At 73.1% G+C, this 24,412-nt stretch carries 22 protein-coding genes; 13 read left to right on the top strand and 9 right to left on the bottom strand.

Features of this window, described 5'->3' with window-relative positions; genetic code table 11:
• Positions 1 to 60: 60 nt before the first annotated feature.
• Positions 61 to 756 carry a hypothetical protein gene (locus ACFY0O_RS23240; RefSeq protein WP_388949398.1) on the top strand — a complete coding sequence of 232 codons (696 nt, stop codon included), beginning with the start codon at positions 61 to 63 and terminating at the stop codon, positions 754 to 756.
• A 175-nt stretch (positions 757 to 931) separates the two neighbouring features.
• The gene (locus ACFY0O_RS23235) at positions 932 to 1,186 is read left to right on the top strand and encodes a hypothetical protein (RefSeq protein ID WP_388949397.1); all 255 of its coding nucleotides are present in this window, start codon (positions 932 to 934) and stop codon (positions 1,184 to 1,186) included.
• A gap of 6 nt (positions 1,187 to 1,192) precedes the next feature.
• Here the strand turns inward: ACFY0O_RS23235 and ACFY0O_RS23230 are convergent, their stop codons facing one another.
• Together ACFY0O_RS23230 and ACFY0O_RS23225 are read right to left on the bottom strand one after the other, a co-directional pair.
• A complete protein-coding gene (locus tag ACFY0O_RS23230) occupies positions 1,193 to 2,308 on the bottom strand; it encodes a glycosyltransferase (protein WP_388949394.1) in 1,116 nt (371 codons plus the stop codon).
• Complete coding sequence (locus tag ACFY0O_RS23225) at positions 2,305 to 2,844, bottom strand: WcaF family extracellular polysaccharide biosynthesis acetyltransferase (RefSeq protein WP_358892312.1); 540 nt, start codon at positions 2,842 to 2,844, stop codon at positions 2,305 to 2,307. The genes ACFY0O_RS23230 and ACFY0O_RS23225 overlap by 4 nt, the downstream gene beginning before the upstream one ends.
• A 91-nt stretch (positions 2,845 to 2,935) precedes the next feature.
• Here ACFY0O_RS23225 and ACFY0O_RS23220 point away from each other — a divergent pair, with 91 nt between their 5' ends.
• On the top strand, positions 2,936 to 4,447 hold the full coding sequence (locus tag ACFY0O_RS23220) for a hypothetical protein (protein ID WP_388949391.1): 1,512 nt from the start codon (positions 2,936 to 2,938) through the stop codon (positions 4,445 to 4,447).
• Between the two features lie 21 nt (positions 4,448 to 4,468).
• On the opposite strand, the gene ACFY0O_RS23215 is transcribed toward ACFY0O_RS23220, so the two are convergent.
• Genes ACFY0O_RS23215 through ACFY0O_RS23205 form a run of 3 tightly spaced genes read right to left on the bottom strand, consistent with a single transcriptional unit; the run spans position 4,469 to position 8,648 of the window.
• A complete protein-coding gene (locus tag ACFY0O_RS23215; protein WP_388949388.1) occupies positions 4,469 to 5,698 on the bottom strand; it encodes a hypothetical protein in 1,230 nt (409 codons plus the stop codon).
• Entirely contained in the window at positions 5,695 to 7,446 is a 1,752-nt protein-coding gene (locus tag ACFY0O_RS23210) for a lipopolysaccharide biosynthesis protein (protein ID WP_388949386.1), read from the bottom strand. The genes ACFY0O_RS23215 and ACFY0O_RS23210 overlap by 4 nt, the downstream gene beginning before the upstream one ends.
• Entirely contained in the window at positions 7,443 to 8,648 is a 1,206-nt protein-coding gene (locus ACFY0O_RS23205; protein WP_388949481.1) for a glycosyltransferase family 4 protein, read from the bottom strand. The genes ACFY0O_RS23210 and ACFY0O_RS23205 overlap by 4 nt, the downstream gene beginning before the upstream one ends.
• A gap of 157 nt (positions 8,649 to 8,805) precedes the next feature.
• Here ACFY0O_RS23205 and ACFY0O_RS23200 point away from each other — a divergent pair, with 157 nt between their 5' ends.
• On the top strand, positions 8,806 to 9,327 hold the full coding sequence (locus ACFY0O_RS23200; RefSeq protein WP_388949384.1) for an adenylyltransferase/cytidyltransferase family protein: 522 nt from the start codon (positions 8,806 to 8,808) through the stop codon (positions 9,325 to 9,327).
• Here ACFY0O_RS23200 and ACFY0O_RS23195 read toward each other — a convergent pair.
• On the bottom strand, positions 9,308 to 10,030 hold the full coding sequence (locus tag ACFY0O_RS23195; protein WP_388949382.1) for a CDP-alcohol phosphatidyltransferase family protein: 723 nt from the start codon (positions 10,028 to 10,030) through the stop codon (positions 9,308 to 9,310). The two genes, ACFY0O_RS23200 and ACFY0O_RS23195, sit on opposite strands and share 20 nt — an antisense overlap.
• 51 nt (positions 10,031 to 10,081) lie before the next feature.
• A complete protein-coding gene (locus tag ACFY0O_RS23190) occupies positions 10,082 to 11,284 on the bottom strand; it encodes an MFS transporter (protein ID WP_388949379.1) in 1,203 nt (400 codons plus the stop codon).
• A 77-nt stretch (positions 11,285 to 11,361) separates the two neighbouring features.
• On the opposite strand from ACFY0O_RS23190, the gene ACFY0O_RS23185 reads away from it, so the two are divergent.
• The gene (locus tag ACFY0O_RS23185) at positions 11,362 to 11,904 is read left to right on the top strand and encodes a MarR family winged helix-turn-helix transcriptional regulator (protein WP_388949376.1); all 543 of its coding nucleotides are present in this window, start codon (positions 11,362 to 11,364) and stop codon (positions 11,902 to 11,904) included.
• Here ACFY0O_RS23185 and glgX read toward each other — a convergent pair.
• Positions 11,901 to 14,186 (bottom strand): glycogen debranching protein GlgX, encoded by a 2,286-nt coding sequence (gene glgX / locus ACFY0O_RS23180; protein WP_388949373.1) that lies wholly within the window; start codon positions 14,184 to 14,186, stop codon positions 11,901 to 11,903. The genes ACFY0O_RS23185 and glgX overlap by 4 nt on opposite strands.
• A gap of 175 nt (positions 14,187 to 14,361) precedes the next feature.
• Here glgX and ACFY0O_RS23175 point away from each other — a divergent pair, with 175 nt between their 5' ends.
• The 8 genes from ACFY0O_RS23175 to ACFY0O_RS23140 all read left to right on the top strand — a co-directional run bounded on the left by ACFY0O_RS23175 (position 14,362) and on the right by ACFY0O_RS23140 (position 23,757).
• Positions 14,362 to 15,597 carry an Ig-like domain-containing protein gene (locus tag ACFY0O_RS23175; RefSeq protein WP_388949478.1) on the top strand — a complete coding sequence of 412 codons (1,236 nt, stop codon included), beginning with the start codon at positions 14,362 to 14,364 and terminating at the stop codon, positions 15,595 to 15,597.
• 134 nt (positions 15,598 to 15,731) lie between these two features.
• Positions 15,732 to 17,993 carry a choice-of-anchor A family protein gene (locus ACFY0O_RS23170; protein ID WP_388949370.1) on the top strand — a complete coding sequence of 754 codons (2,262 nt, stop codon included), beginning with the start codon at positions 15,732 to 15,734 and terminating at the stop codon, positions 17,991 to 17,993.
• 175 nt (positions 17,994 to 18,168) lie between these two features.
• A complete protein-coding gene (locus ACFY0O_RS23165; protein ID WP_388949368.1) occupies positions 18,169 to 19,419 on the top strand; it encodes an Ig-like domain-containing protein in 1,251 nt (416 codons plus the stop codon).
• A 115-nt stretch (positions 19,420 to 19,534) separates the two neighbouring features.
• Positions 19,535 to 20,302, top strand: coding sequence for an enoyl-CoA hydratase/isomerase family protein (locus ACFY0O_RS23160; RefSeq protein WP_388949365.1), 768 nt, complete (start codon positions 19,535 to 19,537; stop codon positions 20,300 to 20,302).
• 248 nt (positions 20,303 to 20,550) lie between these two features.
• Positions 20,551 to 21,054 (top strand): ATP-binding protein, encoded by a 504-nt coding sequence (locus ACFY0O_RS23155; RefSeq protein ID WP_388949363.1) that lies wholly within the window; start codon positions 20,551 to 20,553, stop codon positions 21,052 to 21,054.
• A 380-nt stretch (positions 21,055 to 21,434) separates the two neighbouring features.
• Positions 21,435 to 22,241 (top strand): polysaccharide deacetylase family protein, encoded by an 807-nt coding sequence (locus tag ACFY0O_RS23150; protein WP_388949360.1) that lies wholly within the window; start codon positions 21,435 to 21,437, stop codon positions 22,239 to 22,241.
• Complete coding sequence (locus ACFY0O_RS23145; RefSeq protein WP_388949357.1) at positions 22,238 to 23,425, top strand: YncE family protein; 1,188 nt, start codon at positions 22,238 to 22,240, stop codon at positions 23,423 to 23,425. The genes ACFY0O_RS23150 and ACFY0O_RS23145 overlap by 4 nt, the downstream gene beginning before the upstream one ends.
• Before the next feature lie 119 nt (positions 23,426 to 23,544).
• Entirely contained in the window at positions 23,545 to 23,757 is a 213-nt protein-coding gene (locus tag ACFY0O_RS23140) for an EF-hand domain-containing protein (protein ID WP_388949355.1), read from the top strand.
• 58 nt (positions 23,758 to 23,815) lie between these two features.
• Here the strand turns inward: ACFY0O_RS23140 and ACFY0O_RS23135 are convergent, their stop codons facing one another.
• Positions 23,816 to 24,367 carry a PadR family transcriptional regulator gene (locus ACFY0O_RS23135; RefSeq protein WP_388949352.1) on the bottom strand — a complete coding sequence of 184 codons (552 nt, stop codon included), beginning with the start codon at positions 24,365 to 24,367 and terminating at the stop codon, positions 23,816 to 23,818.
• Positions 24,368 to 24,412 lie beyond the last annotated feature (45 nt).

Below are 24,412 nucleotides of genomic sequence, written 5' to 3'. Positions count from 1 at the left end.
CGGGGCCCGGCGCGACCATCCGCCGGGCCCCGTCCGCCTTCCCACCCACGGGAGCCCTCCATGCACCTGCGCTCCGCGACAGCGTCCGCGGCCCTCCTCCTGGCCACGGCCCTCACCCTCACCCTCACCGGATGCAGCTCCTCCGGCGACGCCAAGGCCGACGCCGGCCCCGCCAAGCCGAAGCCTCCGGCCGCTTCCCCGGCCCCCGACCCGGCGGACGCCACCGCACCCCCGGCCACCCCGGACCCGAACGCCAAGCCGACCGGCCCGGTCCTCCCGGACGCGCGGCTCACCCCGAAGACGGGCAGCTTCAAGGCGAACGAGAAGCAGTACCTGAGCGGCCGCGTCCCGGAGAAGACCGACCCCGCGGCGGTCCTCCAGACGGGCCAGGAAACCTGCCAGCGCGTGGAACGCACCGCGAAGCGCGACAAGGACGCCGCGGCCGCCTCGATCGCCTCGGGCGAGCTGACCGGCGCCAAGGACGCGATCACCTACCTCTGCCCCGACCAGAAGCCGATCCTGGCCACGGCGGAAAAGGGCTTCGGCGACGGCCCCCACACGAACCCGACCCCGGGCACCTACCGCGCGGCCACCCAGGCCACCACGTGCACCTGGGAAGCCAAGTCCAAGGACGGCACGGTCCTCACCTCAGGCCCCGAAACCCCCCCGAAGCCCGGCGACAGGATCACCGCCACCCTCCCCGCAGCCACAGCCACCTTCACCTCGACAAACTGCTACGCCTGGCTCCCGGCCTAACCCCCACCCCCACCGACCGCCGCCGCACCTCCCCGGGGGTCCGGCGGCGTCCGCGTGTCCTCGGCCCCGCCGGGCGACCAGATGGACCACTCCGCCAGGTGCGGGCCTGCCGACGCTTCGATACTGGGCGCGCGGGACGCCGACCGCGGGCCCGCCCTGACGAAGGAGTGCGGAGATGAACCCACCGGCCGGGGAAACCGGATGCGAGCTGATGAAGCGCCTCGCGAAGGACCTCAAGAAGACCATCCACGACGACGAGGTCCACGCTGCGAAGATCGCGCAGAGGATCGCCGAACTGGAGGCACAGTCCCCTCCGGACGAGCAGCAGATCAACGCCCTCAAGCAGGCACAGGAAGTCCTCAGGAAGAAGATCGAGGACGAACGCGCGTCGCTCAGTGAGCTGGAGGACGTGATCAGGGAGAACTGCTAGTCACCCTCAGCGGCTGATGTCCTCGTACACGCCGAGCAGGGTGTCGAGGACCGTGTCCATCGAGAAGGACGCCGTGGCCAGTTCACGGGCCGCCTTGGACGCCGTGGTGTTCTCGGACGGGTTCAGGAGGGTCAGGACCGCCTGTGACACGGCCTCCGGGCCCGGGTCCACCGCGCGGCCCGCGCCCGAGGAGGTGATGTCGCGGGCCAGGCCGTTGGAGTGGGTGACCACCGTCGGGACGCCGACCGACAGGGCCTCCAGGACCGACATGGGGAAGGGCTCGTCCACCGACGGCAGGACGTAGACGTGGGCGCGGCGGAGTTCCGTCAGGACCTCGGGGGTCGAGAGGGCGCCGGGGACCGTGAAGCGGGAGGTCAGGCCCAGGGCGGTGATGCGGGCGCGGACGGCCGCCAGTTCGCCCTCGTCCGGGCCCGCCACCACGAACTCCGCGTCCGGGTGGACGGCCAGCACCGCCGGGGCCGCGTCCACGAAGTCCACCGGGCGCTTGCGGGCCTGGAGGCGGGCCGAGTAGAGGATGCGGGGCGGACCGCTCAGGGGCGGGCGCTCCTCCTGGGACGGCGTGCCGTTCACCAGGCGGACCGCTTGGGAGAGGGGCGGGGTGCCGACCACCGCGTCCAGGCCCGTCCGCTCGTGCGGGGTCAGGTACAGGAGGGCGTCGGCGCCGCGCAGCAGGCGGCGGACCGCCAGCGCGTCCAGGACCTTCGCCAGGGGCTTCTCGCTCGGGTCCACCATGCCGTGGGTCTGCAGGACCAGCGGCCTGCCCGCGCGCAGGGCCGCCAGGGCGAGGGGGAGGGTCACCAGGTCGCGCGCCAGGTGGACGTGGACCACGTCCGCGTCCCGGACCAGCCGCGACGCCGAGGCCAGCAGGGCCGGCGAGGTCATCCCGCTGAAGCCGAGCGGCAGCAGCCGGCGCGCCGGGAACAGCTTCGCCGGGACGCCCTCCACCGACGTGGGCCAGGGATCGAACCCCTCCCCGAGGGCCAGCAGCCGCGCCTCGTGTCCGCGGGAGCGCAGCCCCTTGGCCAGGTTCAGGGCCACTCGCACCGGGCCGCCGAAGGCGTGCGAGGGGGAGTGCAGCGTGACGGCGTGCAGGATCTTCACTTGGGCTCCTCCACCGGACGACGGCCGCCGTCCTGGGTCTGCAGGGTCAGGGCGGGCAGGTCCTTGTGGACCACCGCACCGGCTCCGGCCACCGCGCAGCGGCCCACCGTCACCCCCGCCAGCACCGTCGCCCGGACCGCCACCCACGCGCCGTCCTCGACGGTGATCGGGGCGTTGCGGTAACGGAAGTCGGCGGCCCGGTGGTCGTGCGAGCCGGTGCACAGCATCGACTCCTGCGACAGGCACACGTGCGAACCGATCGCCACCGGCTCCAGGTTGAGCAGCCAGACGCCTTCGCCGATCCAGGTGTGGTCGCCGACCTTCAGCTTCCACGGCCACAGCACCCGCACCCGGTGCCGGATCAGCACCCCCTCGCCGATCTCCGCCCCGAACGCCCGCAGCAGCGCCACGCGCAGCCGGGCCGGGCAGAACCACGACATGAACAGGGTGTTCATCACCGCGAACCAGAGGGCCTGCGTCAGCAGGCCCCGCCCCTTGTCGTATCCGGCCAGCGTGAAGGCAGGAAGATTGCGCACCGGTCGCCCCCGTCGTCCCACGCGCCTTCCCCTGGCGCGGAACGCTCAGACTAGACTGCGCGCGGATCAGGCACATGGGGTGGGGGCAAAGGTGGCTACGGACATACGCACGCCCAGTGTGAAGGCGGCGCCCCCGACACCCGCGGACGAGGCACGGTGGGGTCGGATCACCACCCCGCGCACCCTCCTCTCCCGCGCCCTGTCCGTGCCGCTCGCGCTCGGATTCACCGTCTTCCTGCCGGTGTTCGTCGCCGCCCAGTCCGGCGACGGCCAGGAGGACGCCGCGTTCTGGCTCCAGTTGGTGCTCACCATGTACGCGGGCGCCCGCCTCTCCGCCATGGTGCTCACCAGCCGCCGCAAGCTCCTCCAGGGCTCCTTCTGGCTGTTCGTCTACATGGCCATGGGCGTGGCCCCGCTCGCCCAGGCCGTGTTGGGCCGCGTCCCGACCCCCGTGGTCGGACCCCGCTCCGACCTCACCCTCGCCATCGGCCTGGTCCTCCTCGGCTGCACCGCCTTCGACGTCGGCGTGCTCCTCGCGCGCCACCGCCCCGCCGGGCGCGCGGGCGGCTCCCCGAAGGAGCCCCGGCCCGTCATGGCGCACCGGCGGCGGCTCCAACTCCTCACCGCCGTCGCCTTCGTGTGCAGCGCCGCGTTCATCGTCAAACTGGGCGGCCCCGCCGTCTTCTTCTCCAGCCGCCAGGAGATCATCGCCGGCATCCAGGACGCGGGCGTGTCCAACGGCGACGGCCAGGCGGGCCAGGCCCTGCTGCGCGGCTTCGGCACCGTGCCCGCGCTGCTCGCCATGCTGCTGTACACGCGCTGGCTGATCACCTCGACCTACGCCCGCCGCAAGGTCTCCGTGATCGCCACCTGGGCGGCGCTCATCGCCCTCAACCTCGTGGTCAACAACCCGGTCTCGAACCCGCGCTACTGGTTCCTGACCGTCATGTTCGCGATGCTGTTCACGCTCTTCCCGGTCAGCGCCGCCATGTACCGCGTCGCGCTGTCCATGGCCGTGGTCGTCGCCCTCCTCGTCTTCCCCTTCGCGGACCGCTTCCGCTACGACGAGAAGAACTACAAGCCCGTCGAGACGACCTCGTTCCTGGAGCCGATGGCGCTCAAGGACTACGACCAGATCGGCATGTTCGCCAACACCATCACCTTCTCCCACTCCGGCCCCGGCCACTTCTACGGCCGTCAGCTCGCCGGCTCCGTCCTCTTCGCGGTGCCCCGCTCGGTCTGGCCGGGCAAGCCGCGCGACACGGGCGTGATGGTCGGCCAGTGGATGGGAACGGTCAACACCAACCTCTCCTCCCCGATCTGGGCCGAGCTGTGGCTGGACTTCGGCCCCCTCGGCATGGGCGCGGGCCTGCTGGCCATCGGTTACGCCGCCGCGCGCGTCGACCGCCGCTACGCCAGGCGCGCCACCCGCCGCTCACCGCCCGGCAGCCTGATCGCGGTGGTGGTGCCGCTCGTCGCCGGGTACTCGTTCATCCTGCTGCGCGGTCCGCTCCTGCAGGCCTCGGGCCGCGTCGCCATCGCCGCGATGTGCCTCGCGCTGGTGGCCACGTACCGCACGGACAAGAACACCACCCTGCGCTGAACCCGCCGGCCGGCCCCCGCCTCAGACCGCCGCCGTGACCTCCCCCGGCGTCGCCGCCGGGGCCCGCAGCCGGGCCACCCGGGTCCAGCCCGCCGCCGCCTTCGCCGCCGAGCCCGCCGCCAGGCCCCAGGCGGCGCCCGTCACGCCCCAGGCGGCGTAGCCGCCCAGCAGCAGGGCCACCGACAGGAGGGAGAAGACCACCTGGAGGGAGAGGGTCGCCTTCGGGTTCAGCACCCGCAGGGTCAGCAGGGCGCAGGTGCCCAGGCCCATCACCGCGTACTGGGCCCCCGTCGCCGGGAGCAGGGCGGAGGCGGCCGCCCAGGTGTCGCCCAGCAGGTGGCGGCCCAGCCGGTCCGGCAGGGCGTACAGGACCGCCGCCCAGCCGGCGCCGAGCACCGCGAGGGCGGCGCCCATCAGGGCGGTCAGCCGGACCACGCCCCGCTTGCCGGAGGCCCGGCCCACGATCGGGGGGCCGAAGGCGTTGGCGGAGTTGAACAGCACGTTCAGCGGCCCGAACAAGGTGGTGGCCCCGCGTAGCGCGCCCACCGCCAGCGGGGTCGCGAAGGCGCCCAGCCCGAGCACGGCGAGCTGGCTGGAGCCGTTGCCGACGGCGAACTCGACCACGAACCGCTGCCCGAGGTGCCCCCGGCGCAGGTACGGCCGGACGTCGGCGCGGGCACCGCGGACGTACGGGCGCAGCAGCCACACCCCCAGCCCCAGCGCGGGCAGCGCGGACACCCCCCACACCAGGACCAGCCGCCCGGCCGAAGCCCCCTGGGGCTGCACGGCCAGCGCCGCGACCACGCACACCAGCCGCAGCGCGTCCGCGGCCAGCGCCCGCTCGGGCACCCGCAGGGCGGAGAAGCAGTACCGCAGCCCGTCCTGGACGAGGACCAGCGGGAGCACCAGCCCCAGCGCGAGCAGGGCCCACCCGGCGTTCCCGGGCACGACCAGACCGGCGACCGCCAGCAGCAGCCCGGCCGCGCCCGCCGCCCCGGCCGTGAACAGCACCGACGAGCGGCACACCGCCCCCAGCCGGCCTTCCGTCTCCTTCTCCAGCACCACGGTCTGCCCGACGTAGGCCATGTTCAGCCCGAGGAGCACGGTGAAGGTGACGTACACCATCGAGAAGTCGGCGAAGCCGGACGCGGACGACAGCCGGGCGGCCAACACCAGCACCAGGATGTTGGTGGCGCTGGAGGCGGCCTGGTCCAGGACCGAGGCGACCGCGGCGAGGCCCCGCCGGCTCACCTCCGGCCCGAACGGACCGTGCGCAGCGCGACGGTGTCACCGCCCTCGCCCGGCAGCCCCCCGCCGGCCGCGTCGGGGTCCTGTGCCGAGGGCGAGGGCGAGGGCGAGGGCGAAGTCGACGGCGACGGCCCGGCCCCCGCCTTGGCGGGGGAGGTGTCCCGCTTGGACTTCTGGCCCGGCAGCGGGTGGTGCAGCACCGCGCCCAGCACGGTCCCGCCCGCCCCGCTGATCAGCTCGCGGATCCGGGCGAGGTCGCTGCGGTGCACCGCGCGCGGGTCGCAGACGACCAGGACCCCGTCGACGCGGTCGACGAGCGCGAGGGCGTCGGCGTACGAGAGCACCGGCGGCGCGAGCACGACGACGGTGGAGTTGGGGGAGTCGGCCTCGGAGATCAGCCGGGTCGCGCGCGGGGAGGTCAGCGCCCGGGCCACGTTGCGCACCCGGTCGCCCGGGATCAGGTCGAAGGCGCCCGACTCCCCGGCGTCCACCACCAGCTGGCGCCCGTCCGGCCACTCGGACTCCCCGGACCCGCCGGCGAACCCGCTCCCGAGGACGCCGCCCGGCAGCTGGCTCCAGCGGGGCCGGCCGCCCGCGTCGGTGGGCAGCTGGCTGGCCAGCACGGGGGTGCGCAGGTCGGCCTCGATGAGCAGGACGTCCTTGCCGGTCTCGGCGAAGGAGGCGGCCAGGTTCACGGCCACCGCGGCGGCCGTCTCGCTGCTGCCGCGCGGTGCGACGACCAGCAGCCGGCGCCGGTCGGCGAAGCGGGAGTCGTAGGCCAGCCGGAAGGCCACCGAGCGGTACTCCTCGGCGAGCCGGGGGTCGGCCTCGCCGGCCGCGAGCAGCGGGCCGCCGCCCGTCTTGTCCCGGGGCAGGTAGCCGAGTACGGGCGCGCGCAGGGACCGGGCCACGTCGCCCTCGGAGCGGGGCGCGGGGTCGAAGACCAGCCGCACCCAGGCGGCGAGCAGGCCGAGGGCCAGGCCGGTGGCGGCGCCGAGCGCGAGGGACATGGGCAGGCCCGGCCCGTCGGGTGCGCCGGGCGGGGTGGCCGGGCTGGTGATCCGGCCCGGGGTCATGTCGAGGGCCTGGAGCTTGCTGATGTTGTTGTTGAGGGTGTTGACCTTGCTCTGCAGGTCGGTCTTCGACCCGAGGGCCGCGTCGCGGGCCGCGCCCGCCGGCATGTTGTTGATCTGCCTGGCGAGGTCGTCGAGCTGCTTGGCGACCGGGTCGCGCTGGTCCGCGTAGCCCTTGACCATGGTGGTGCGGGTGACGTCGAGGGATTCCTGCCGCTTGTGCAGGTAGGCCTGGGCCATGCCGTTCGCCCGCTTGGCGGCCTCCTTGGGGGAGGAGGCGGTGTAGGTGAAGCGGAGCACCATCGTCTGCGGCGGGTTGGTCACCTGGAGCCCGGCGCGCAGCCCGGCGACGCCCTTGTCCGGGATGCCGAGGGTCTTCGCCGCCTGCTCGGCTATGGAGCCGGAGAGGGCGACCTGCCGCTCGGAGCCGATGTTGATGGCCTTGTCGGGCGCCAGGCTCGGGTTGAACGGGTCGTCGGTGGGGGCGCGCAGCACCACGTCCGCGACGGACACGTAGGTGTCGGCCGTGGAGACGCCGAGGTAGACGCCGCCCAGCAGGCCCACGGCCAGGCCGGCGCCGAGCAGCCGGCGGTAGCGCAGCAGCTGCCTGAACTGGTCCCTGAGGAGGTCGGGTTCGTCCTCGGGCGGGGCCGCCGCCGGGCGGTTCGTCTCGGTCACGACTGGGGACCCCCAAGTGCTTCGTCGATCAGTGCGTCGATGCGGGCCAGGCCCGCCTCACGGCTCAGGTGGGCCGCCACGTGGACGGGTCCGGCCGCGCCCAGCGCGTCCGCGCCCTCGGGGTCCGCCGCCAGGGCCCGGACGGCCCCCAGCAGGGCCTCGGGGTCCTCCGGCGGTACGAGCACCCCGGCGCCCGAACGTTCCACCTCCTGGGCGGTCCCGCCCTGTGCCGCGACGGAGGCGACGACGGGCCGGCCGGCCTGGAAGTAGGAGGTGAGCTTGGACGGAACGCTCATGTCCAGCACCGCCGCGTGCTGCGTGACCGCGAGCACGTCCGCAGCGGCGAGGATATCGGGGAACTCCCCGTCGGCGGCAGGGGGGATGATGTCGAGGTTGGGCACGTCGGCGGCGAGATCGGCGAGGGCCGCCCGCTGGCTGCCGTCGCCCATCAGGACGAAGCGGACGCGGGGATCGAGCCGGGCGGCGCCGACGAGGACTTCGAGGCCCTGCTTGAGGCCCATGTTGCCGGAGTGCAGGACCACGGTCTGGTCCGGGGCCCAGCCCAGGTGGTGGCGGGTCTCGCCGCGCGGCTTGGTGGGCCCCTGCACGTGCGACCAGTTGGGCACCACGCGGATCCGCTTCGGATCCACGCCCATGCCGACGACCCGGTCCACGAAGGTCTCGTGGATGACGCCGACCAGGGCGGCCCGCTTGAGGGCGTACGCCTCGGCCCGTCCGGCCAGCGCGGCCGCCTTGTCCCCGCCGCTGATCCCGCTCTGCGCGGCCGCGGCCCCCATCAGGTCCTGGACCACGGGGACGAACGGGACCTTCCAGCGGGCGGCGAGCCGGGCGGCCAGCACCCCGCCCGCCAGGCTGGGCATCTGCGCCATCACCGCGTGCGGCTTCGGCATGCGCGGCGGGGCCACCGCCCCGTGCAGCAGAATCGATCCTTCGAACAGGGCCCGCTTCACGGCGGTCTGGCGCTCCGGCACCGTGTGCGCACGCCGGTGCACGGTGACCCCCGCGCGCTGTTCGGTGCGCCGCCACGCCCCCTTGTACTCGGGCTCCAGGGACCAGGCCGGATAGTGGGGCATACCCGCCAGAACATGCGTGTCATGGCCGGAACTCGCCCAGTGCTCCGCGATCTGGGTGGCGTACGGGCCGATACCCGCGTGCTCCGGGGCGTAGTTGGTCGAAACCAGCAACAGCCGCCGGTGGCCGGATGTGGACACTGGACGTCCCCTTCTCCCCTGGATGATGCGCACGTCACCCTATGCGTTCACCGACAGGCTGTGGAACGTGCGCGCTATTGTCTGCTAATCCGCCACGCCGGGGGGCGTGGCCTGTGGGGGGTAACTGATGACGGAGCACCACATGTCCGATGCCGCGCCGTCCGCGCGCCGGCCGTACCGGGTGGGCTACGCGCCCGGTGCCTACGACCTGTTCCACATAGGCCACCTCAACATCCTGCGCCACGCCCGCAGCCAGTGCGACTACCTGGTGGCGGGCGTGGTCTCGGACGAGATGGCCGAACTGGCCAAGGGGCGCCGCCCGATGATCCCGCTGGTCGAGCGGCTGGAGATCGTCCGCAGCGTCAAGTACGTGGACGCCGCCTTCGTCGAGACCGTCCCGGACAAGGTGGAGACGTGGAAGCAGGTCCGCTTCGACGTCATCTTCAAGGGCGACGACTGGCGCGGCACACCCAAGGGGCAGAAGCTGGAACGGGACTTCGCCGCCCACGGCGTCGACGTCGTCTACTTCCCCTACACGGTGCACACCTCCAGCACCCAGCTGCGCCGCGCCCTGGACGCCCTCGCCCAGCCGCAGCCCGTCCCCCTGCACCAGCCGCTGACCGAGCCCCTCACCGCCGAACGGCGCTGAGCTCCCGGAACCACTTCGCCAGGAAGGCGAGCAGGAACAGCGCGGCCACCGCGCCCAGCCCCGCGTACGCCCAGCGGAACAGCGCCCCGCCGCCCAGCAGCAGGAACACCAGGCAGAACACCCCGTAGTCCACGGGGAGCAGCGCCACCGCGCGCAGGGCCGACGGCGCCGCCGCGGGGCTCCCCGGGGCGGCCTTGGGCTTGAGCTTCTCGGTGAGCAGCCCGCCGAAGAAGGTCACCACCGCGGCGAACTGGAAGCCCAGCGGCACCAGCAGCCAGCCCCGCGCCCCCGTGCCGTAGGCGTCGGGGAAGCGGAAGAAGGCGATGAGCACGCAGGCGTGCAGCGCGGTCAGCTTGGCGGCGTCCACGACGTGGTCCAGCCATTCGCCCGCCGCGCTCCCGCCCCCGCGCAGCCGGGCCAGCTGGCCGTCGGCGGAGTCGAAGGCGAACCCGACCGCGAGCGCGGCCCACACGGCGACCCCCAGCCCCCACGAGGGCGCGGCCAGGGCGACCGCGGCCCCGGCGGCGAAACTGAACGCGGCGCTGACCAGCGTCACCTGGTTGGGGGTCAGCCCGATCCCGTACGAGAGCGCGGCCAGGTACCGTCCGGCGGGCCGGTTGACGAACCGGGAGTAGAGCGACACGCCCTTCGCCGACTTCTGCGCCCCGCGCAGCTCCCGCAGCGCCGTCCCCACCCTCGACATGCGTACTCCCGTTCGTGTGCCCGTGTGTTCGTGTGTGCACGGAAGGGCACATCATCGCAGGGCGGGTGAAGGCTTCCGCTCCGGATGCACGCGCACGTCCGCGACCAGCAGGACGGACAGGTTCGCCGCCGCCACGAGCACCGCGGCCACCAGCAGCGGGGCCGTGGTCCCGGTGACCGCCGCGAGCGGGGCCGCCGCCGCGAGCCCCAGGGGACGGGCCGCGAAGGAGATCAGGGAGTCGAAGGAGCCGACCCGCCCCAGGGCCTCGGCCGGCACCCGGCGCTGGATCTCCGTCTCCCACAGCGGGCTCAGCAGGCCCACCCCGCCCATGCCGATCAGGTACGCGCCCGCCGACACCGCCGCGGGCAGCCGCAGCGCGAACGCCGCCAGCGGGAGGGCGAACGCCGCCGAGGACACCGCGACCCACACCAGGGGCCGGCGCACCGGCAGCCGCCCCGCCGCCCACGCCCCGGCCAGCATCCCGGCCGTGCCCGCCTGGGCGACCACCACCCAGGCGTCCTCGCCGCCCAGGGACTCCACCGCGATCAGCGGTCCGAGGGTGAGGAGCAGTCCGGCGGTCAGGTGCCAGACGCCGTGCGCCATGACGTTCGCGAGGAACCACGGGTGCGCACGGGTCTGCGCCCACCCGGCGCGCAGCTCCGCCGCGAACCCCGGCCGGCCCCCGGCCGCGCCGGCCGGACCCGTGGTGCGCAGCCCGCCCAGCGTGAGGGCGGAGGCGGTGAACAGGGCCCCGGTCAGCAGCGAGGACCAGCCCGCCCCGACGGCCAGCATCAAGGCGCCCGCGGCGGCCGGACCCGCGACGCTCGCCAGCCCCTGGGCCACCATCAGCCGGGAGTTCACCCGCAGCCGCTCGGCCCCGTCGGTCACGGCGGCGACCAGGGTCCGGGCCGAGGGGCCGCCGAAGGCGACGGCCGCGCCGGTGACGGCCGACAGGGCCGCGAGCGCGGGGATCCCCGTCGGGCCGGACAGCAGCAGCGCCGCGATGCCCAGCTGGGCGGCGGCCCGCACCAGGTCCGCGGCGAGCACCACGCGGCGCGCCGGGAAGCGGTCGGCGGCCACGCCCGCGACGGGCAGGAGGAGCAGCATCGGCAGCAGCTCGGCGGCGAGCACCAGCCCGAGGTCCCCGGCGGAGCCGGTGCGGACCACGGCGAGGGTGAGGGTGGTGGGGATCAGGGCGGTGGCGAAGGCGGCGCAGGTGCGGCCGGCGAGCAGCCGCCAGAGCGTGGGAGTCATGATCGCGACAGTATTTCGCCAGCGAATCATTCGTCAACGAAATACTCTGCCGCGGCGGTGGACGGGATAATGCGTTCATGGGCACAGAAGCGGTCACCCCACCTGCGACGACGCCGGCACCGGCCGAGGACTCCGTCGACCGGCACATCGCCCGGTGGACCGGCAAGGTGCCCTTCGACGTCGCCACCGAGGCCGTCATCACCCGCATCCAGCTCCTCGCCAAGCACGTCTCGCACGGCAAGGAGCGCGCCCTCGCCGAGACGGGCCTACAGGCCTTCGAGTTCGAGACCATGCACCGCCTCGCCTCCCGCGGCGCGCCGTGGCGCGCCCCGTCCTCCCAGCTCGCCGCCGAACTGCTGCTCTCCCCGGCCGGGATGACCGGCCGCCTCGACACCCTGGAGCGCTCCGGCCTCGTCCGGCGCACCCGTGCCGCGGGGGACCGGCGCCGGGTCGACGTCGAGCTCACCGAGGAGGGCCACCGCCGCTGGAGCGAGGCCATGCGCTGGCGCGGGATCGCCGAGGCCGAGATGATCCACCCCCTCGACGACACCGACCGCCAGGCCCTGGCCGCCCTCCTCAAGCGGATGCTCCTCCAGGTCGAGACCCGCGACGCAACCTAGCCCGCCACCCGCAGCAGCAGTACCGACCGCGCCGGGACCGTCAGCGGCAGGCCGCCCCGGTGCCGGGTCCCCGGCGCGGCCTCCTGCTCCTCCCGCGAGGTGTCCAGGACGAGCTCGTACTCCCCGGCCCACGGCGGCCCCGGCAGCACCCACTCCACCGGCCGGTCCCCGGAGTGCAGCAGCGCGAGGAAGCTGTCGTCCGTCACCTGCCGGCCCCGCTCGTCCCGCCCCGGGATGTCCCGCCCCGACAGGTACAGCCCCACCGCCGCCGACGGCGCGTACCAGTCCCGCTCCGTCATCTCCGCCCCCGCCGGGGTGAACCAGGCCAGGTCCCGCAGCCCGTCCGAGCCCTGCGCCCGCCCCGAGAAGAAGGCGCGGCGGCGCAGCACCGGATGGGACCGGCGCAGCGCCACCAGCCGCCGGACCAGCGCGAACAGCCCGCTCCACGCCGGATCCTCCAGCAGCGACCAGTCCACCCAGCCGGTCTCGTTGTCCTGGCAGTACGCGTTGTTGTTGCCGCCCTGGGTCCGCCCGAACTCGTCCCCCGCCACCAGCATCGGCACGCCCGTCGACAGCAGCAGCGTGGTCAGCAGGTTGCGCAGCTGCCGCCGCCGCAGCGCGGCGATCCTCGGGTCGTCCGTCTCGCCCTCGGCCCCGCAGTTCCAGGACCGGTTGTCGTTGGTGCCGTCCCGGCCGTCCTCCCCGTTCGCCTCGTTGTGCTTGCGCTCGTACGACACCAGGTCGCGCAGGGTGAAGCCGTCGTGCGCCGTCACGAAGTTCACCGAGGCGTACGGCCGCCGCCCGCCCCAGGCGTACAGGTCGCTCGACCCCGACAGCCGGTACCCCAGGTCCCGCACGTCGGGCAGCGCGCCCCGCCAGAAGTCCCGCACGGCGTCGCGGTAGCGGTCGTTCCACTCCGTCCACAGCGGCGGGAACGCCCCCACCTGGTAGCCGCCCGAGCCCACGTCCCACGGCTCCGCGATCAGCTTGACCCGCCGCAGCACCGGGTCCTGGGCGATCACCGCGAGGAACGGCGACAGCATGTCCACGTCGTGCATGGAGCGGGCCAGGGCCGCCGCCAGGTCGAAGCGGAAGCCGTCCACCCCCATCTCCGTCACCCAGTAGCGCAGCGAGTCGGTGATCAGCCGCAGCACGTGCGGCCGCCCCGCGTGCAGGGTGTTCCCGCACCCCGTGTAGTCGGCGTAGCGGCGCTGGTCGGACTGGAGCCGGTAGTAGCCCCGGTTGTCCACCCCGCGCAGCGACAGGGTCGGGCCCAGCTCGCCGGCCTCCGCCGTGTGGTTGTAGACCACGTCGAGGATGACCTCGATCCCGGCCGCGTGCAGGGCCTTCACCATCCGCTTGAACTCGCCGACCTGCTCCCCGGCCGTCCCGCTGGCCGAGTACCCGGCGTGCGGGGCGAAGTAGCCGACCGAGTTGTAGCCCCAGTAGTTGCGCAGCCCCCGCCGCAGCAGGTGGTCCTCGTGCGCGAACTGGTGCACCGGCAGCAGCTCCACCGCCGTCACCCCCAGCCGCACCAGGTGCTCCACCGCCGCGGGGTGCGCCAGCCCCGCGTAGGTGCCGCGCAGCTCGGGCGGAACACCCGGATGGCGCATGGTGAACCCGCGCACGTGCAGCTCGTAGATCACCGAATCGGCCCAGGGCGTCTTCGGCCGGACGTCGTCGGCCCAGTCGTCGTCATCGTGGACGACGACCCCCTTCGGGACGAACGGCGCCGAGTCCCGGTCGTCGCGCACGGTGTCGGCGATGTACTGCTGGGGCCAGTCCCGGACGTGCCCGTACACCTCCGGCGGCAGCGAGAAATCACCGTCCACGGCGCGCGCGTACGGGTCCAGCAGCAGTTTCGCCGGGTTGTACCGGGCCCCCGTCCAGGGGTCCCAGCGCCCGTGCACCCGGAACCCGTACCGCTGCCCGGGGCGCACGCCGGGCACGAACCCGTGCCAGATCTCGTGCGTCAGCTCGCCCAGGGTGCAGCGGGTCTCGGTGCCCAGGGCGTCGAACAGGCACAGCTCCACCGCCTCCGCACCCGGCGCCCACAGCGCGAAGTTGGTGCCCGCCACCCCGTCGGGGCCCACGTGGAAGCGGGCGCCCAGCGGGTGCGAGGACCCCGGCCACACCGGCGGCCCAGGGTGCGCGGCGGCCCGTAACACCCGCGCCTGGACCCGCTCCCGCACGGCGTCCATGTCGGGGCCGCCCCGCGGGGCGGCCTCGGTGGGATCGCTGGCGGCGGTAACCACCGCCTCTTGCTCGGCTGCGCTCGACACTGCCCGCCTCCACGGCTCCTGGGTACCGGCGGGGGGAGTGCGACCCGGCGTCCCGGCCAGGGCCCGCCCCCGTCTGGTCCTTCACACTGTTCTGCCCCCACTGCCGTACCCGGAACGTGTCCGGCCCCCACGTTTCCCCCGGAGGGCCCCCGTCGTTGGACGGGGCGTGACACTTCTGACGAGGCGGGCAGGGGCGGGATGGGCCGCCGTGGCGGTGTGGGCGGTCCTGCTGGGCGGCCTCACCGGCTGCACCGGGGACGGCGGCTCCCCGGTCGAGGTGCAGCTGCCCGGCAAACCGCGCTCGCCCGACGAGGCCATCCGCATCACCCCCGACGACAACGCCAAGGGGGTCCCGGCCGACGGCCCGCTGCGGATCCACGTCCCCGAGGGGCGGCTGGAGCGGGTCACGGTCACCAAGGTCGAGGACGCGCAGCAGGAGCAGGTCCCCGGCTCCATCGCCGCCGACGGGCTCAGCTGGAGCCCCGACCCGGAGGCGGGGCGGCTCGCGCTCGCGGCCAAGTACACCGTCGACGCCGTCGCCGTCGACGGGCACAACCGCCGCCAGGCCCGCCACACCACCTTCACCACCTACGTCCCCGAGGAGCGGTTCATCGGCTACTTCAAGCCCGAGAACCGCTCCACCGTCGGCACCGGCATGATCGTCTCCTTCAACTTCAGCCGGGCCGTCAAGAACCGCGCCGACGTCGAACGGGCCATCACCGTCACCGCCGACCCGGCCGTGCCCGTCGTCGGCCACTGGTTCGGCTCCGAGCGCCTGGACTTCCGGCCCAAGGAGTACTGGAAGCCCGGCACCCAGGTCACCGTGAACATGAAGCTCCGCGACGTCCAGGGCGCCCCGGGCGCCTACGGCATCCAGGACAAGACCATCAAGTTCACCATCGGGCGCTCCCAGGTCTCCACCGTCGACGCCGCCGCCCACACCATGGAGGTCCGCCGCGGCGGCGAGCTGCTGTCCACCATCCCCATCAGTGCCGGCGCCCCGAAGAACACCACCTACAACGGGAAGATGGTGGTGATGGAGATGTTCGACGTCACCCGCATGAACGGCGCCACCGTCGGCTTCACCAGCGAGGACGGCAAGGGCGAGTACGACATCCCCGACGTCCCCCACGCCATCCGGCTCACCGCTTCCGGCACCTTCCTGCACGGGAACTACTGGGCCACCCCCGACACCTTCGGCACCACCAACACCAGCCACGGCTGCGTGGGCCTGCGCGACGACAAGGGCGGCGGCTCCGACACCCCGGCGGGCTGGTTCTTCGACCGGACCCTGATCGGGGACGTGGTGGAGGTCGTGAACTCCCAGGACAAGACCGTCGCCGCGAACAACGGACTGGGCGGTTGGAACATGTCCTGGGCCGACTGGGTCGCCGGCTCCGCCGTCGGCTGACCCGCGCATTCGAGTGATCGTCAGACCGGAATGACGTAGCCGGGGAGTGTCTTCCGTCCGCCACGCCGGGCCCCGCCCGCAGCCTGGCAGGGCCATCAGCGCAGGCGATGGCCCGATTTCCTGGACGGAGCGTCATGTCAGCAAGGAACTGGACCCTCGGGCTGGCCGTGGGAGCCGTACTCGCGGCCACCGCCGGGGCCCCCTCGGCCCTGGCGGCCGGCCCCGCGCCCGCCCCGCCGGCGGCCCGCGCCCTGAGGGCCCCGCTGCCCGGCGGCCTCGGTCCGTGCATCCCCGGGGGCACCGGCCCGAACCAGGGCTGCCCGCCCGTCTGGCCCGACCCCAACAACCTGCCCTTCACCGGCCGGGACAACGGCATCAACCTCTTCGTCGGCGGCGACATGCTCGTCCGCCGCGGGGCCGCCGAAGCCGAGGGCAAGGTCGTGGTGCTCGGCGACTTCGACATGAACAAGTCGGCCGGCGGCAGGGTCTACAACGTGGGCATCGCCGGCGTCGGCTCCCGCGTCCCCCCGGCGGACGGCTCGGACTTCCTGACCACCGGCGACGACATCACGGTCGCCGCCGGCCAGCGGCTCCTCGCCGACGGCGGCGTCGTCCGCTACGCGGGCACCCTCACCGGCACGGTGACCGGCACCCTCGTCCACGACGCGAACGCCGCCGCCCCCTACGCCGCGCTGCGCGGCCAGCTCGGCGCCGCGAGCACCTGCTACGCCTACCCCCAGGGCGCCCCGCGCACGGCCACCGGCCGGGCGGTGTGGAGCGCGCAGGAGACCGTCTTCACCGGCGACGGCGCCTCCATGCTCCAGGTCTTCAACGTGGACTTCGACCTGGCGGGCCCGGCGGCGGCCCAGCAGTCCATCCGCTTCGCGGGCATCCCGGCCGGCGCCACCGTCCTGGTCAACGTCACCGGCGAGAACCGCCAGGTGCGCGTGAACAACGTCATGCTGCCGCCCGGACTGCGCGAGCGGCTGCTGTGGAACTTCCCCGACGTCCGGTCGGTCGGCATCGCCGGCTCGGCCCAGCTCGGCGGCAGCGTCCTGATCGGCCCGGACACCTCCGACGCGACCGTCTCCGTCATCGGTGTCAACGGCCGCTTCTTCACCGCCGGCAACGTCACCCACACCAGCCCCACCGAGACCACCGGCCTCGGCGCCGAGTTCCACGCCTACCCCTTCAACGGCGACCTGCCCGCATGCGCCCCCAACCCGCCGGTCACCGGCCGGGTCTCCGTGCTCAAGACCGACGACGAGGGCCGGCCGCTGCCCGGCGCCCGCTTCGAACTGTGGCGCGAGAGCAACGGCGTGCCGGGCCTCCAGACCACGGGCGCGACCCCCGACACCCGGGTGAGCGACTGCACCACTCCCGCCGACGGCACCTGCACCCGCGAGGAGGAGCCCGGCACCTACTACTGGCGCGAGACGGCCGCCCCCGACGGGTACGAGCTGCCGGCCGACCCGGTCCACCAGCTGGTCCTGACGGCGGCCAACGCCGAGCAGGGGGTGCACGCCACCGCCCGCAACCGCCGCACGACGCCCCCCGAGCCCAGCGCCAGGGTGGTGCTGCGCAAGGTGGACCTGCACAGCGGAGACCCCGTCCCCGGCGGCCGCTTCGAACTGTGGCGCGAGACCAACGGAGTCCCGGACCTCCAGACGGGCGGTCAGGACCCCGACACCCGGCTCGACGGTACCTGCGTGACCGACACCCAGGGCAGCTGCACGGTGGAACTGCCCGTCGGCGAGCGCTACTACTGGCGTGAGGTCGGCGTCCCCGACGGCTACGACCGCCCCGCCGACCCGGTCACCGCCTTCGACCTGGAGCCCGGCGACGTCGCCGAGGGGCTCGTGGTCACCATCCGCAACCAGCGCAGGGACATGGAGCACCCCGGCTCCATCAAGGTCGTCAAGAAGGACGCCAAGACCCGCAAGCCCCTGGCCGGCGGCGTGTTCCAGCTGTGGAAGGAGACCAACAACACCGAGGGCCTGCAGACCGGGGGCCAGTACCCCGACGAGCGCGTCGGTGAGCCCTGCACCACCGGCGGCGACGGGGCCTGCGCCTTCGACCGGCTCGAGCCGGGCTCGTACTACGTCCTGGAGACCGCGGCCCCCGACGGCTACGCCCTGCCCGCCGACCGGGTCACGGGCCCGCTGGAGGTGGACGGCGCCGCCGGACGGGAGATCGTGGCCCTGGTCTTCAACAAGCGGGACAAGCACGGCAAGCCGGACCACGACAAGCCGGGCCACGAGGACCACGGCAAGCCGGGCCACGAGGAACAGGGCGAGCACGGCGAGCACGGCGAGCACGACGGGCCCCACGGGCCCAACGGGCAGGCCCTCCCGGGCCTCGGCGGCGACTGGACCGCCCCCCGCGGCCGGAGCTGACGCACCGACGGCCGGTGCGCCCCGCACCGCGCACCGGCCGTCGACGGCTCCGCAGGTCGGCCGCCCTCCCCCTGTGACGGCGGTTGGGACGGAACGGTGACATGACCGTGCCTATTCGTAATCCCCCCATGTGATTTCCTGTCGGCAAGCGCGCGACTGTCCGTGCGCGGGGGACATGGGGAGAACACGAGTGAACGTGCAGCCGATACGCGGCCGCGTCCGCACCGGCCTGCCGGCCCTGCTGCTGGGCGCGGCCCTTCTGCTCACCACGGCGTGCAGCAACGGCGGCGACGCCGCGGGCGGCGCCGGCGGCGACAACGGCAAGCCCGGCGGCGGCAACGCGGCCAAGGCCAACACCGAGGCCTCGAAGGCCGTGGTCAGCGTCAAGCCGGACGACGGGGCCAAGGAGGTCGCCACCAGCGGCGTCCTGAAGATCTCCAGCACCGGCGGCAAGCTGACCACGGTCACGGTCGCCGACACCAAGGGCAACGCGGTCGAGGGCAAGCTGACCCCCGACGGCGCCGGTTGGGAGCCCGCCCGCAACCTGGCCGCCGCCACCGAGTACAAGGTGCACGCGGTCGCCAAGGACGAGGCCGGCCGGGAGTCCGCCAAGGACACCACCTTCACCACCCTCACCCCGCAGAACACCTTCGTCGGCCACTACACGCCCGAGGACGGCTCGACCGTCGGCGTGGGCATGCCGGTGTCGATCAACTTCACCCGCGGCATCACCAACACCGAGGCCGTGGAGAAGGCCATCACCGTCACGGCCGAGCCCTCCGTCCCGATCGAGGGCCACTGGTTCGGCAACGACCGCCTCGACTTCCGTCCGGAGAAGTACTGGGCCGCCGGCACCAAGGTCACCGTGAAGCTCGCGCTCGACGGCGTCGAGGGCCGCCCCGGGGTCTACGGCAAGCAGACCCGCACGGTCACCTTCACCATCGGCCGCTCCCAGGTCTCCACGGTCGACGCGACGGCCAAGACGATGGAGGTCGTCCGCGACAACCAGGTCATCAAGAACCTGCCCATCACGGCCGGCGCCCCCGCCACGACCACCTACAACGGTCAGATGGTCATCAGCGAGAAGTACAAGGTGACCCGGATGAACGGCGCCACCGTCGGCTTCGGCGGCGAGTACGACATCTCGGACGTCCCGCACGCGATGCGCCTGTCGAACTCCGGCACCTTCGTCCACGGCAACTACTGGGCCTCCTCCAGCACCTTCGGCAGCGAGAACGTCAGCCACGGCTGCGTCGGCCTGGAGGACGAGCGTGGCGCCGGGGACCCCAACACCCCCGCCGCCTGGTTCTTCAACGAGTCCCTGATCGGCGACGTGGTCATCGTGAAGAACTCCAAGGACAAGCAGATCGCCCCGGACAACGGCCTCAACGGCTGGAACATGGACTGGGCGGAGTGGAAGAAGTAGCCGGGTCGGCTCCCTGACCCGTGGCCCGGTGCTGTGACCCACAGCACCGGGCCACTTCCCGTGCGGCGCCCTTCCGGGGGAGACCCCCGGACCCCCGGCCGCTAACCTCCCCCGTATGACGATCTCTCTCGAAGTCTCCGAAGGCGTCGGCACCATCCGCCTGGACCGCCCGCCCATGAACGCCCTGGACATCGCCACCCAGGACCGGCTGCGCGAGCTCGCGGTGGAGGCGACCGACCGCGCCGACGTGCGCGCCGTCGTCATCTACGGCGGGGAGAAGGTGTTCGCGGCCGGCGCGGACATCAAGGAGATGCAGACCATGGACCACGCGGCGATGATCGCCCGGTCCCGCGGGCTGCAGGACGCCTTCACGGCCGTGGCCCGGATCCCCAAGCCGGTCGTCGCCGCCGTCACCGGCTACGCGCTCGGCGGCGGCTGCGAGCTCGCGCTCTGCGCCGACTACCGGATCGCCGCCGACAACGCCAAGCTCGGCCAGCCCGAGATCCTGCTCGGCCTGATCCCCGGCGCGGGCGGCACCCAGCGGCTGTCCCGGCTGATCGGCCCGTCCCGGGCCAAGGACCTCATCTTCACGGGCCGGATGGTCAAGGCCGAAGAGGCGCTCACCCTGGGCCTCGTGGACCGGATCGTGCCCGCCGCGGAGGTGTACGAGCAGGCGCTCGCCTGGGCCTCGAAGCTCGCCCAGGGCCCGGCGATCGCCCTGCGCGCGGCGAAGGAGTGCGTGGACGCCGGCCTGGAGGCCGACATCGACACCGGTCTGGCCATCGAACGCAACTGGTTCGCGGGGCTGTTCGCCACCGAGGACCGTGAGATCGGCATGCGCAGCTTCGTCGAGGAGGGCCCGGGCAAGGCCAAGTTCGTATAGGCGCGGTCGTGGAGCGGGTGAACCCCTGCGGGTGGTTTAGCGGGGCCTTAAGGCAGCCTTAAGGCGAAACGGTTGATCAACGCAGGGTGATCGCTTCCCCGCGCACCGTCACCGCAGGTCAACGCGGCCCGGTGGGCGTCCGGTTGCCCCTCGCATATGCCCGGACGCCCTACCGGAATCCTTGATTCCGGGGGGTGTATTCGCGTGGAACGGCCCGGGCGGACGCGGCGGCCGTCCATGATGGGTGCATGGCGGGCCTGGAGGGTGTGGAACAGCCGCGGCAGCGCGGGAGCGCTATGGCCGTACGGCTCACGGTGGCGGTCGAGGACGAGCAGGGCCTCACCGTGCTGGAGTCGTACGGCAACCCGGCGGAGGCGGAGGTGACCCTGCCCTCCATGCCGGAGTCCGCGAGCACGGCCCGCCGGCTCACCCAGGGCGTGGTGGTGCGCTACTGGGGCCTGTCGCCGCAGATCGCCGAGCACGCCGTCCTGCTGGTCTCCGAGCTCGTCGGCAACGCCGTGCGCCATACCGGGGCCCGTTCCTTCGGCTTACGGATGCTGCGCCGCCGCGGCTGGATCCGCGTGGAGGTGCGCGATCCCTCGCGGGGGCTGCCCTGCCTGATGCCGGTGCACGAGCTGGACACCACCGGCCGGGGGCTCTTCCTCGTCGACAAGCTGTCCGACCGCTGGGGCGCCGACCTGCTGCCGCGCGGCAAGATCACCTGGTTCGAGATGCGGGTGGCGGACCGCTGAACCGCCCGGAACGCCAGAAACCCCCTGTCGCCGAGGTGGGGCGCTACGGGGGTTTCGTGGGTGCCGAGGACCGGTGGGGTGTGTGGTCCTCGGCGGGTGGGCTTCGCTCGGGTCAATGGGAAGCCGTGATTCCGACTATGGCAGACGAGGGTCCAAACGCCAAAACTCCCTACTCGGACATAAGTGTGCATATCCTAAGAGTTTTCATCTAAATCTTAGGTGAGGTGGGCCACTCGCCTCACATTCTATGAATGAGTATCCACCGCTCCGCGTAATTCATTGATCGCATAGCGAACGGCCGAGCCCCCGGCCGCCACTTCCGAAGGTCCCAAACTGGGTCAATCAATCCCTTCGAGGGCGTTCGCCACTTAAATGGGCAGGTGCTCTGTTATCCAGACCGCCGAACCGCCCTGCGCGCCACGGCGGCGGTCGCCGCCGGTGCCCTCACCGCGGCCTGCGGCACGGGCGGCGCCCCCTCGGCCCCCCGGCCCGTCCAGGCCGCCCCCGCCCGGCCCGACGCGGCCCGGCCCGGCGCCGCCACACCCGCCCCGGCGGCCGCCCCCGCCCCCCGCCGGTTCCCCGGGCAGCCCGTCGAGATCGCCCACGGCCCGCGCGACCGGCCGAAGGTCGCGCTCACCTTCCACGGCAACGGCGACCCCGCCATCGCCCGCGCCGTGCTCGCCGAAGCCGAGAAGGCCGGCGCGCACGTCACCGTCCTGGCCATCGGCACCTGGCTCGACGACCACCCCGACATGGCCCGCCGCATCCTCGACGGCGGCCACGAGCTCGGCAACCACACCCACCACCACCTCGCGATCAACTCCCTGCCCGAGGCGGAGGCCTACGCCGAGATCACCGGCTGCGCCCAGCGGCTCAAGCGCCTCACCGGCTCCATCGGCACCTGGTTCCGCCCCTCCCAGACCCAGAACGCCGGCCCCCTCGTCCAGAAGCTGGCCCAGCGGGCCGGCTACCCGCACGTCCTCTCGTACGACGTGGACTCCCTCGACTTCACCTCGCCCGGCGCCGCGACCGTCATCAGCAACGTCACCGGGACCATCCACGGCGGATCGGTGGTGAGCCTGCACTTCGGCTACGCGGACACGGTCGACGCGATGCCGCCCCTCCTCGAAGAACTCGCGCGCCGCAAGCTGCGCGCGGTGACCACCACGGAGCTGCTGACCCCATGACGACCACCCGCCTTCCCCGGAAGGCCACCGCGCTGCTGGCCGGTCTGGTCCTCGCCGCCCTGGCCGGCTGCGCCTCGGCCGACAAGTCGCCCGCCGAGGCGCTCGGCTCCAAGGGGCCGGCCGAGCCCGTCAAAGCCGTGCCCGCCGTGCCGCCGGGGCTGGCCGGGATGCCCCCGGTGCTCGACCCGGCCGACGTGTACGCGGCGGACCGGCCCAACAAGCTCTCCCCGGTGGTCAAGGACTTCCCGTCGCGCGTCTACGTGCCGAACACCAACTCCAACACGGTGTCCGTCATCGACCCGGCCACCTACAAGGTCATCGACACCATCCCGGTCGGCGTCCAGCCGCAGCACGTGGTGCCCTCGTGGGACATGAAGACCCTGTGGGTCAACAACAACCGCGGCCACACCCTCACCCCCATCAACCCGGCCACCGGCGAGGCGGGCGACCCGGTCGAGGTCCACGACCCGTACAACCTCTACTTCACCCCCAACGGCAGGTACGCCATCGTGATGGCCTCCATGGACCGCGAGCTGGTCTTCCGCGACCCGCACACCATGAACCGGGTCAAGACCGTCCCCGTGACCTGCTTCGGCGTCAACCACGCCGACTTCTCCCTCGACGGCCGCTACTTCATCGTCAGCTGCGAGTTCTCCGGCGAGCTGCTCAAGGTCGACACCGAGAAGATGGAGGTCATCGGGCAGCAGAAGCTCCCCTTCGAGGGCGCGATGCCGCAGGACGTGAAGGTCTCGCCGGACGGGAAGACCTTCTACGTCGCCGACATGATGGCGCACGGCATGTGGGTGCTCAGCGGCGACAAGTTCGACGTCCCCAAGCTGCTGCCCACCGGCAAGGGCTGCCACGGCCTCTACGTCAGCCGCGACTCCCGCGAGATGTACGTCTCCAACCGGGGCGAGGGCAGCATCTCGGTCTTCGACTTCAAGAAGAACGCGCTCACCAAGAAGTGGGAGCTGCCCGACGGCGGCAGCCCCGACATGGGCGGGGTCTCGGCTGACGGCAAGGTGCTCTGGCTGTCCGGGCGCTACAACTCCGAGGTCTACGCCATCGACACCACCACCGGCGCGGAGCTCGCGAAGATCCCCGTCGGCAGCGGCCCCCACGGCCTGGCCGTCTACCCGCAGCCCGGCCGCTACTCCCTCGGCCACACCGGCATCTTCCGCTAGGCCCGGCCGCGCGGGCGCGTCCCGGGAGCCCGTCCACGGCTCCCGGGACCCGTGGGCGGGGACCGCTCCCGGTGCGGCTACCCTGAGCCGGTCAACAAGCACCAGGAAGGGGTGGCCCAGTGGCGGACATCGACAAGGCACGCGAGACGTTCGACCGGTTCGACGCGAACGGCGACGGCGTCATCACGGCCGACGAGTACAGCGCGGCCATGCGGGCGATGGGGGACGCGTTCGTCAGCCCGGCGGTCGCCGACGCGATCATCGCGGCGAAGGACCTCAACGGCGACAAGCTGCTGAGCTTCGACGAGTTCTGGGCCGACCTGAACAAGTAAGGCCCGGCCGAACGGGCGCCGCGCCCGCCTCCGTCCCGCACGCCGGGACGGGGGCGCGTCAGGCCCCGCTCGGACCCGTCATGTCCTCGACCTCGGCCAGCGCCTCCTCCAGCCAGCCGAGCCAGAAGCCCTCCAGGGCGATCCCCCCGTGCAGCACGAGCCGGCGCAGCCGGTCCGGGTCGGCGTTGCGCCCCGCCGGGAAGTCCTTCGCCTCGATGGCCTCGTACTCCGCCAGCTGGGCCCGGTGCAGCTCCAGGTGCCGCCGCAGCTCCGCCGCGAGCCCCTGCGGCCCCACCACGGCCGCCGCCCGGATCCGCAGCAGCAGCGCGTCCCGCATCGGCTTGGGGTCCTGCCGCTCGTCCACCCACCGGGCCAGCTCCGCGCTGCCGTCGGGCAGCACCTCGTACTCTTTCTTCTGCCCCCGCACGGGCGCCTCGCTGGGCAGCGCCCGAATCAGCCCGGCCTCCTCCAGCCGCCCCAGCTCCCGGTAGATCTGCTGGTGCGTCGCGGACCAGAAGTACCCGATCGACTTGTCGAACCGCCGCGTCAGCTCCAGCCCGGAAGAAGGCTTCTCCAACAAGGCGGTGAGAATGGCATGCGGCAACGACATGCACGCATCTTAGGTGTGGGCCGCCCGCCAAGGTGTGGGCAATCG

This window comes from Streptomyces sp. NPDC001594, assembly GCF_042893675.1.
Classification (GTDB): Bacteria; Actinomycetota; Actinomycetes; order Streptomycetales; family Streptomycetaceae; genus Streptomyces.
The sequence above is the reverse complement of the archived record's forward strand: the minus strand, read 5'-3'. Positions and strand labels throughout refer to the sequence as shown.

Bases quoted from the DNA above. Each gene is read 5' to 3' on its own strand.
- ACFY0O_RS23240 (WP_388949398.1), top strand. From the start codon at position 61: ATGCACCTGCGCTCCGCGACAGCGTCCGCGGCCCTCCTCCTGGCCACG.
- ACFY0O_RS23235 (WP_388949397.1), top strand. From the start codon at position 932: ATGAACCCACCGGCCGGGGAAACCGGATGCGAGCTGATGAAGCGCCTC.
- ACFY0O_RS23200 (WP_388949384.1), top strand. From the start codon at position 8,806: ATGACGGAGCACCACATGTCCGATGCCGCGCCGTCCGCGCGCCGGCCG.
- ACFY0O_RS23195 (WP_388949382.1), bottom strand. From the start codon at position 10,030: ATGTCGAGGGTGGGGACGGCGCTGCGGGAGCTGCGCGGGGCGCAGAAG.
- ACFY0O_RS23190 (WP_388949379.1), bottom strand. From the start codon at position 11,284: ATGACTCCCACGCTCTGGCGGCTGCTCGCCGGCCGCACCTGCGCCGCC.
- ACFY0O_RS23185 (WP_388949376.1), top strand. From the start codon at position 11,362: ATGGGCACAGAAGCGGTCACCCCACCTGCGACGACGCCGGCACCGGCC.
- ACFY0O_RS23170 (WP_388949370.1), top strand. From the start codon at position 15,732: ATGTCAGCAAGGAACTGGACCCTCGGGCTGGCCGTGGGAGCCGTACTC.
- ACFY0O_RS23165 (WP_388949368.1), top strand. From the start codon at position 18,169: ATGGGGAGAACACGAGTGAACGTGCAGCCGATACGCGGCCGCGTCCGC.
- ACFY0O_RS23160 (WP_388949365.1), top strand. From the start codon at position 19,535: ATGACGATCTCTCTCGAAGTCTCCGAAGGCGTCGGCACCATCCGCCTG.
- ACFY0O_RS23155 (WP_388949363.1), top strand. From the start codon at position 20,551: ATGGCGGGCCTGGAGGGTGTGGAACAGCCGCGGCAGCGCGGGAGCGCT.
- ACFY0O_RS23145 (WP_388949357.1), top strand. From the start codon at position 22,238: ATGACGACCACCCGCCTTCCCCGGAAGGCCACCGCGCTGCTGGCCGGT.
- ACFY0O_RS23135 (WP_388949352.1), bottom strand. From the start codon at position 24,367: ATGTCGTTGCCGCATGCCATTCTCACCGCCTTGTTGGAGAAGCCTTCT.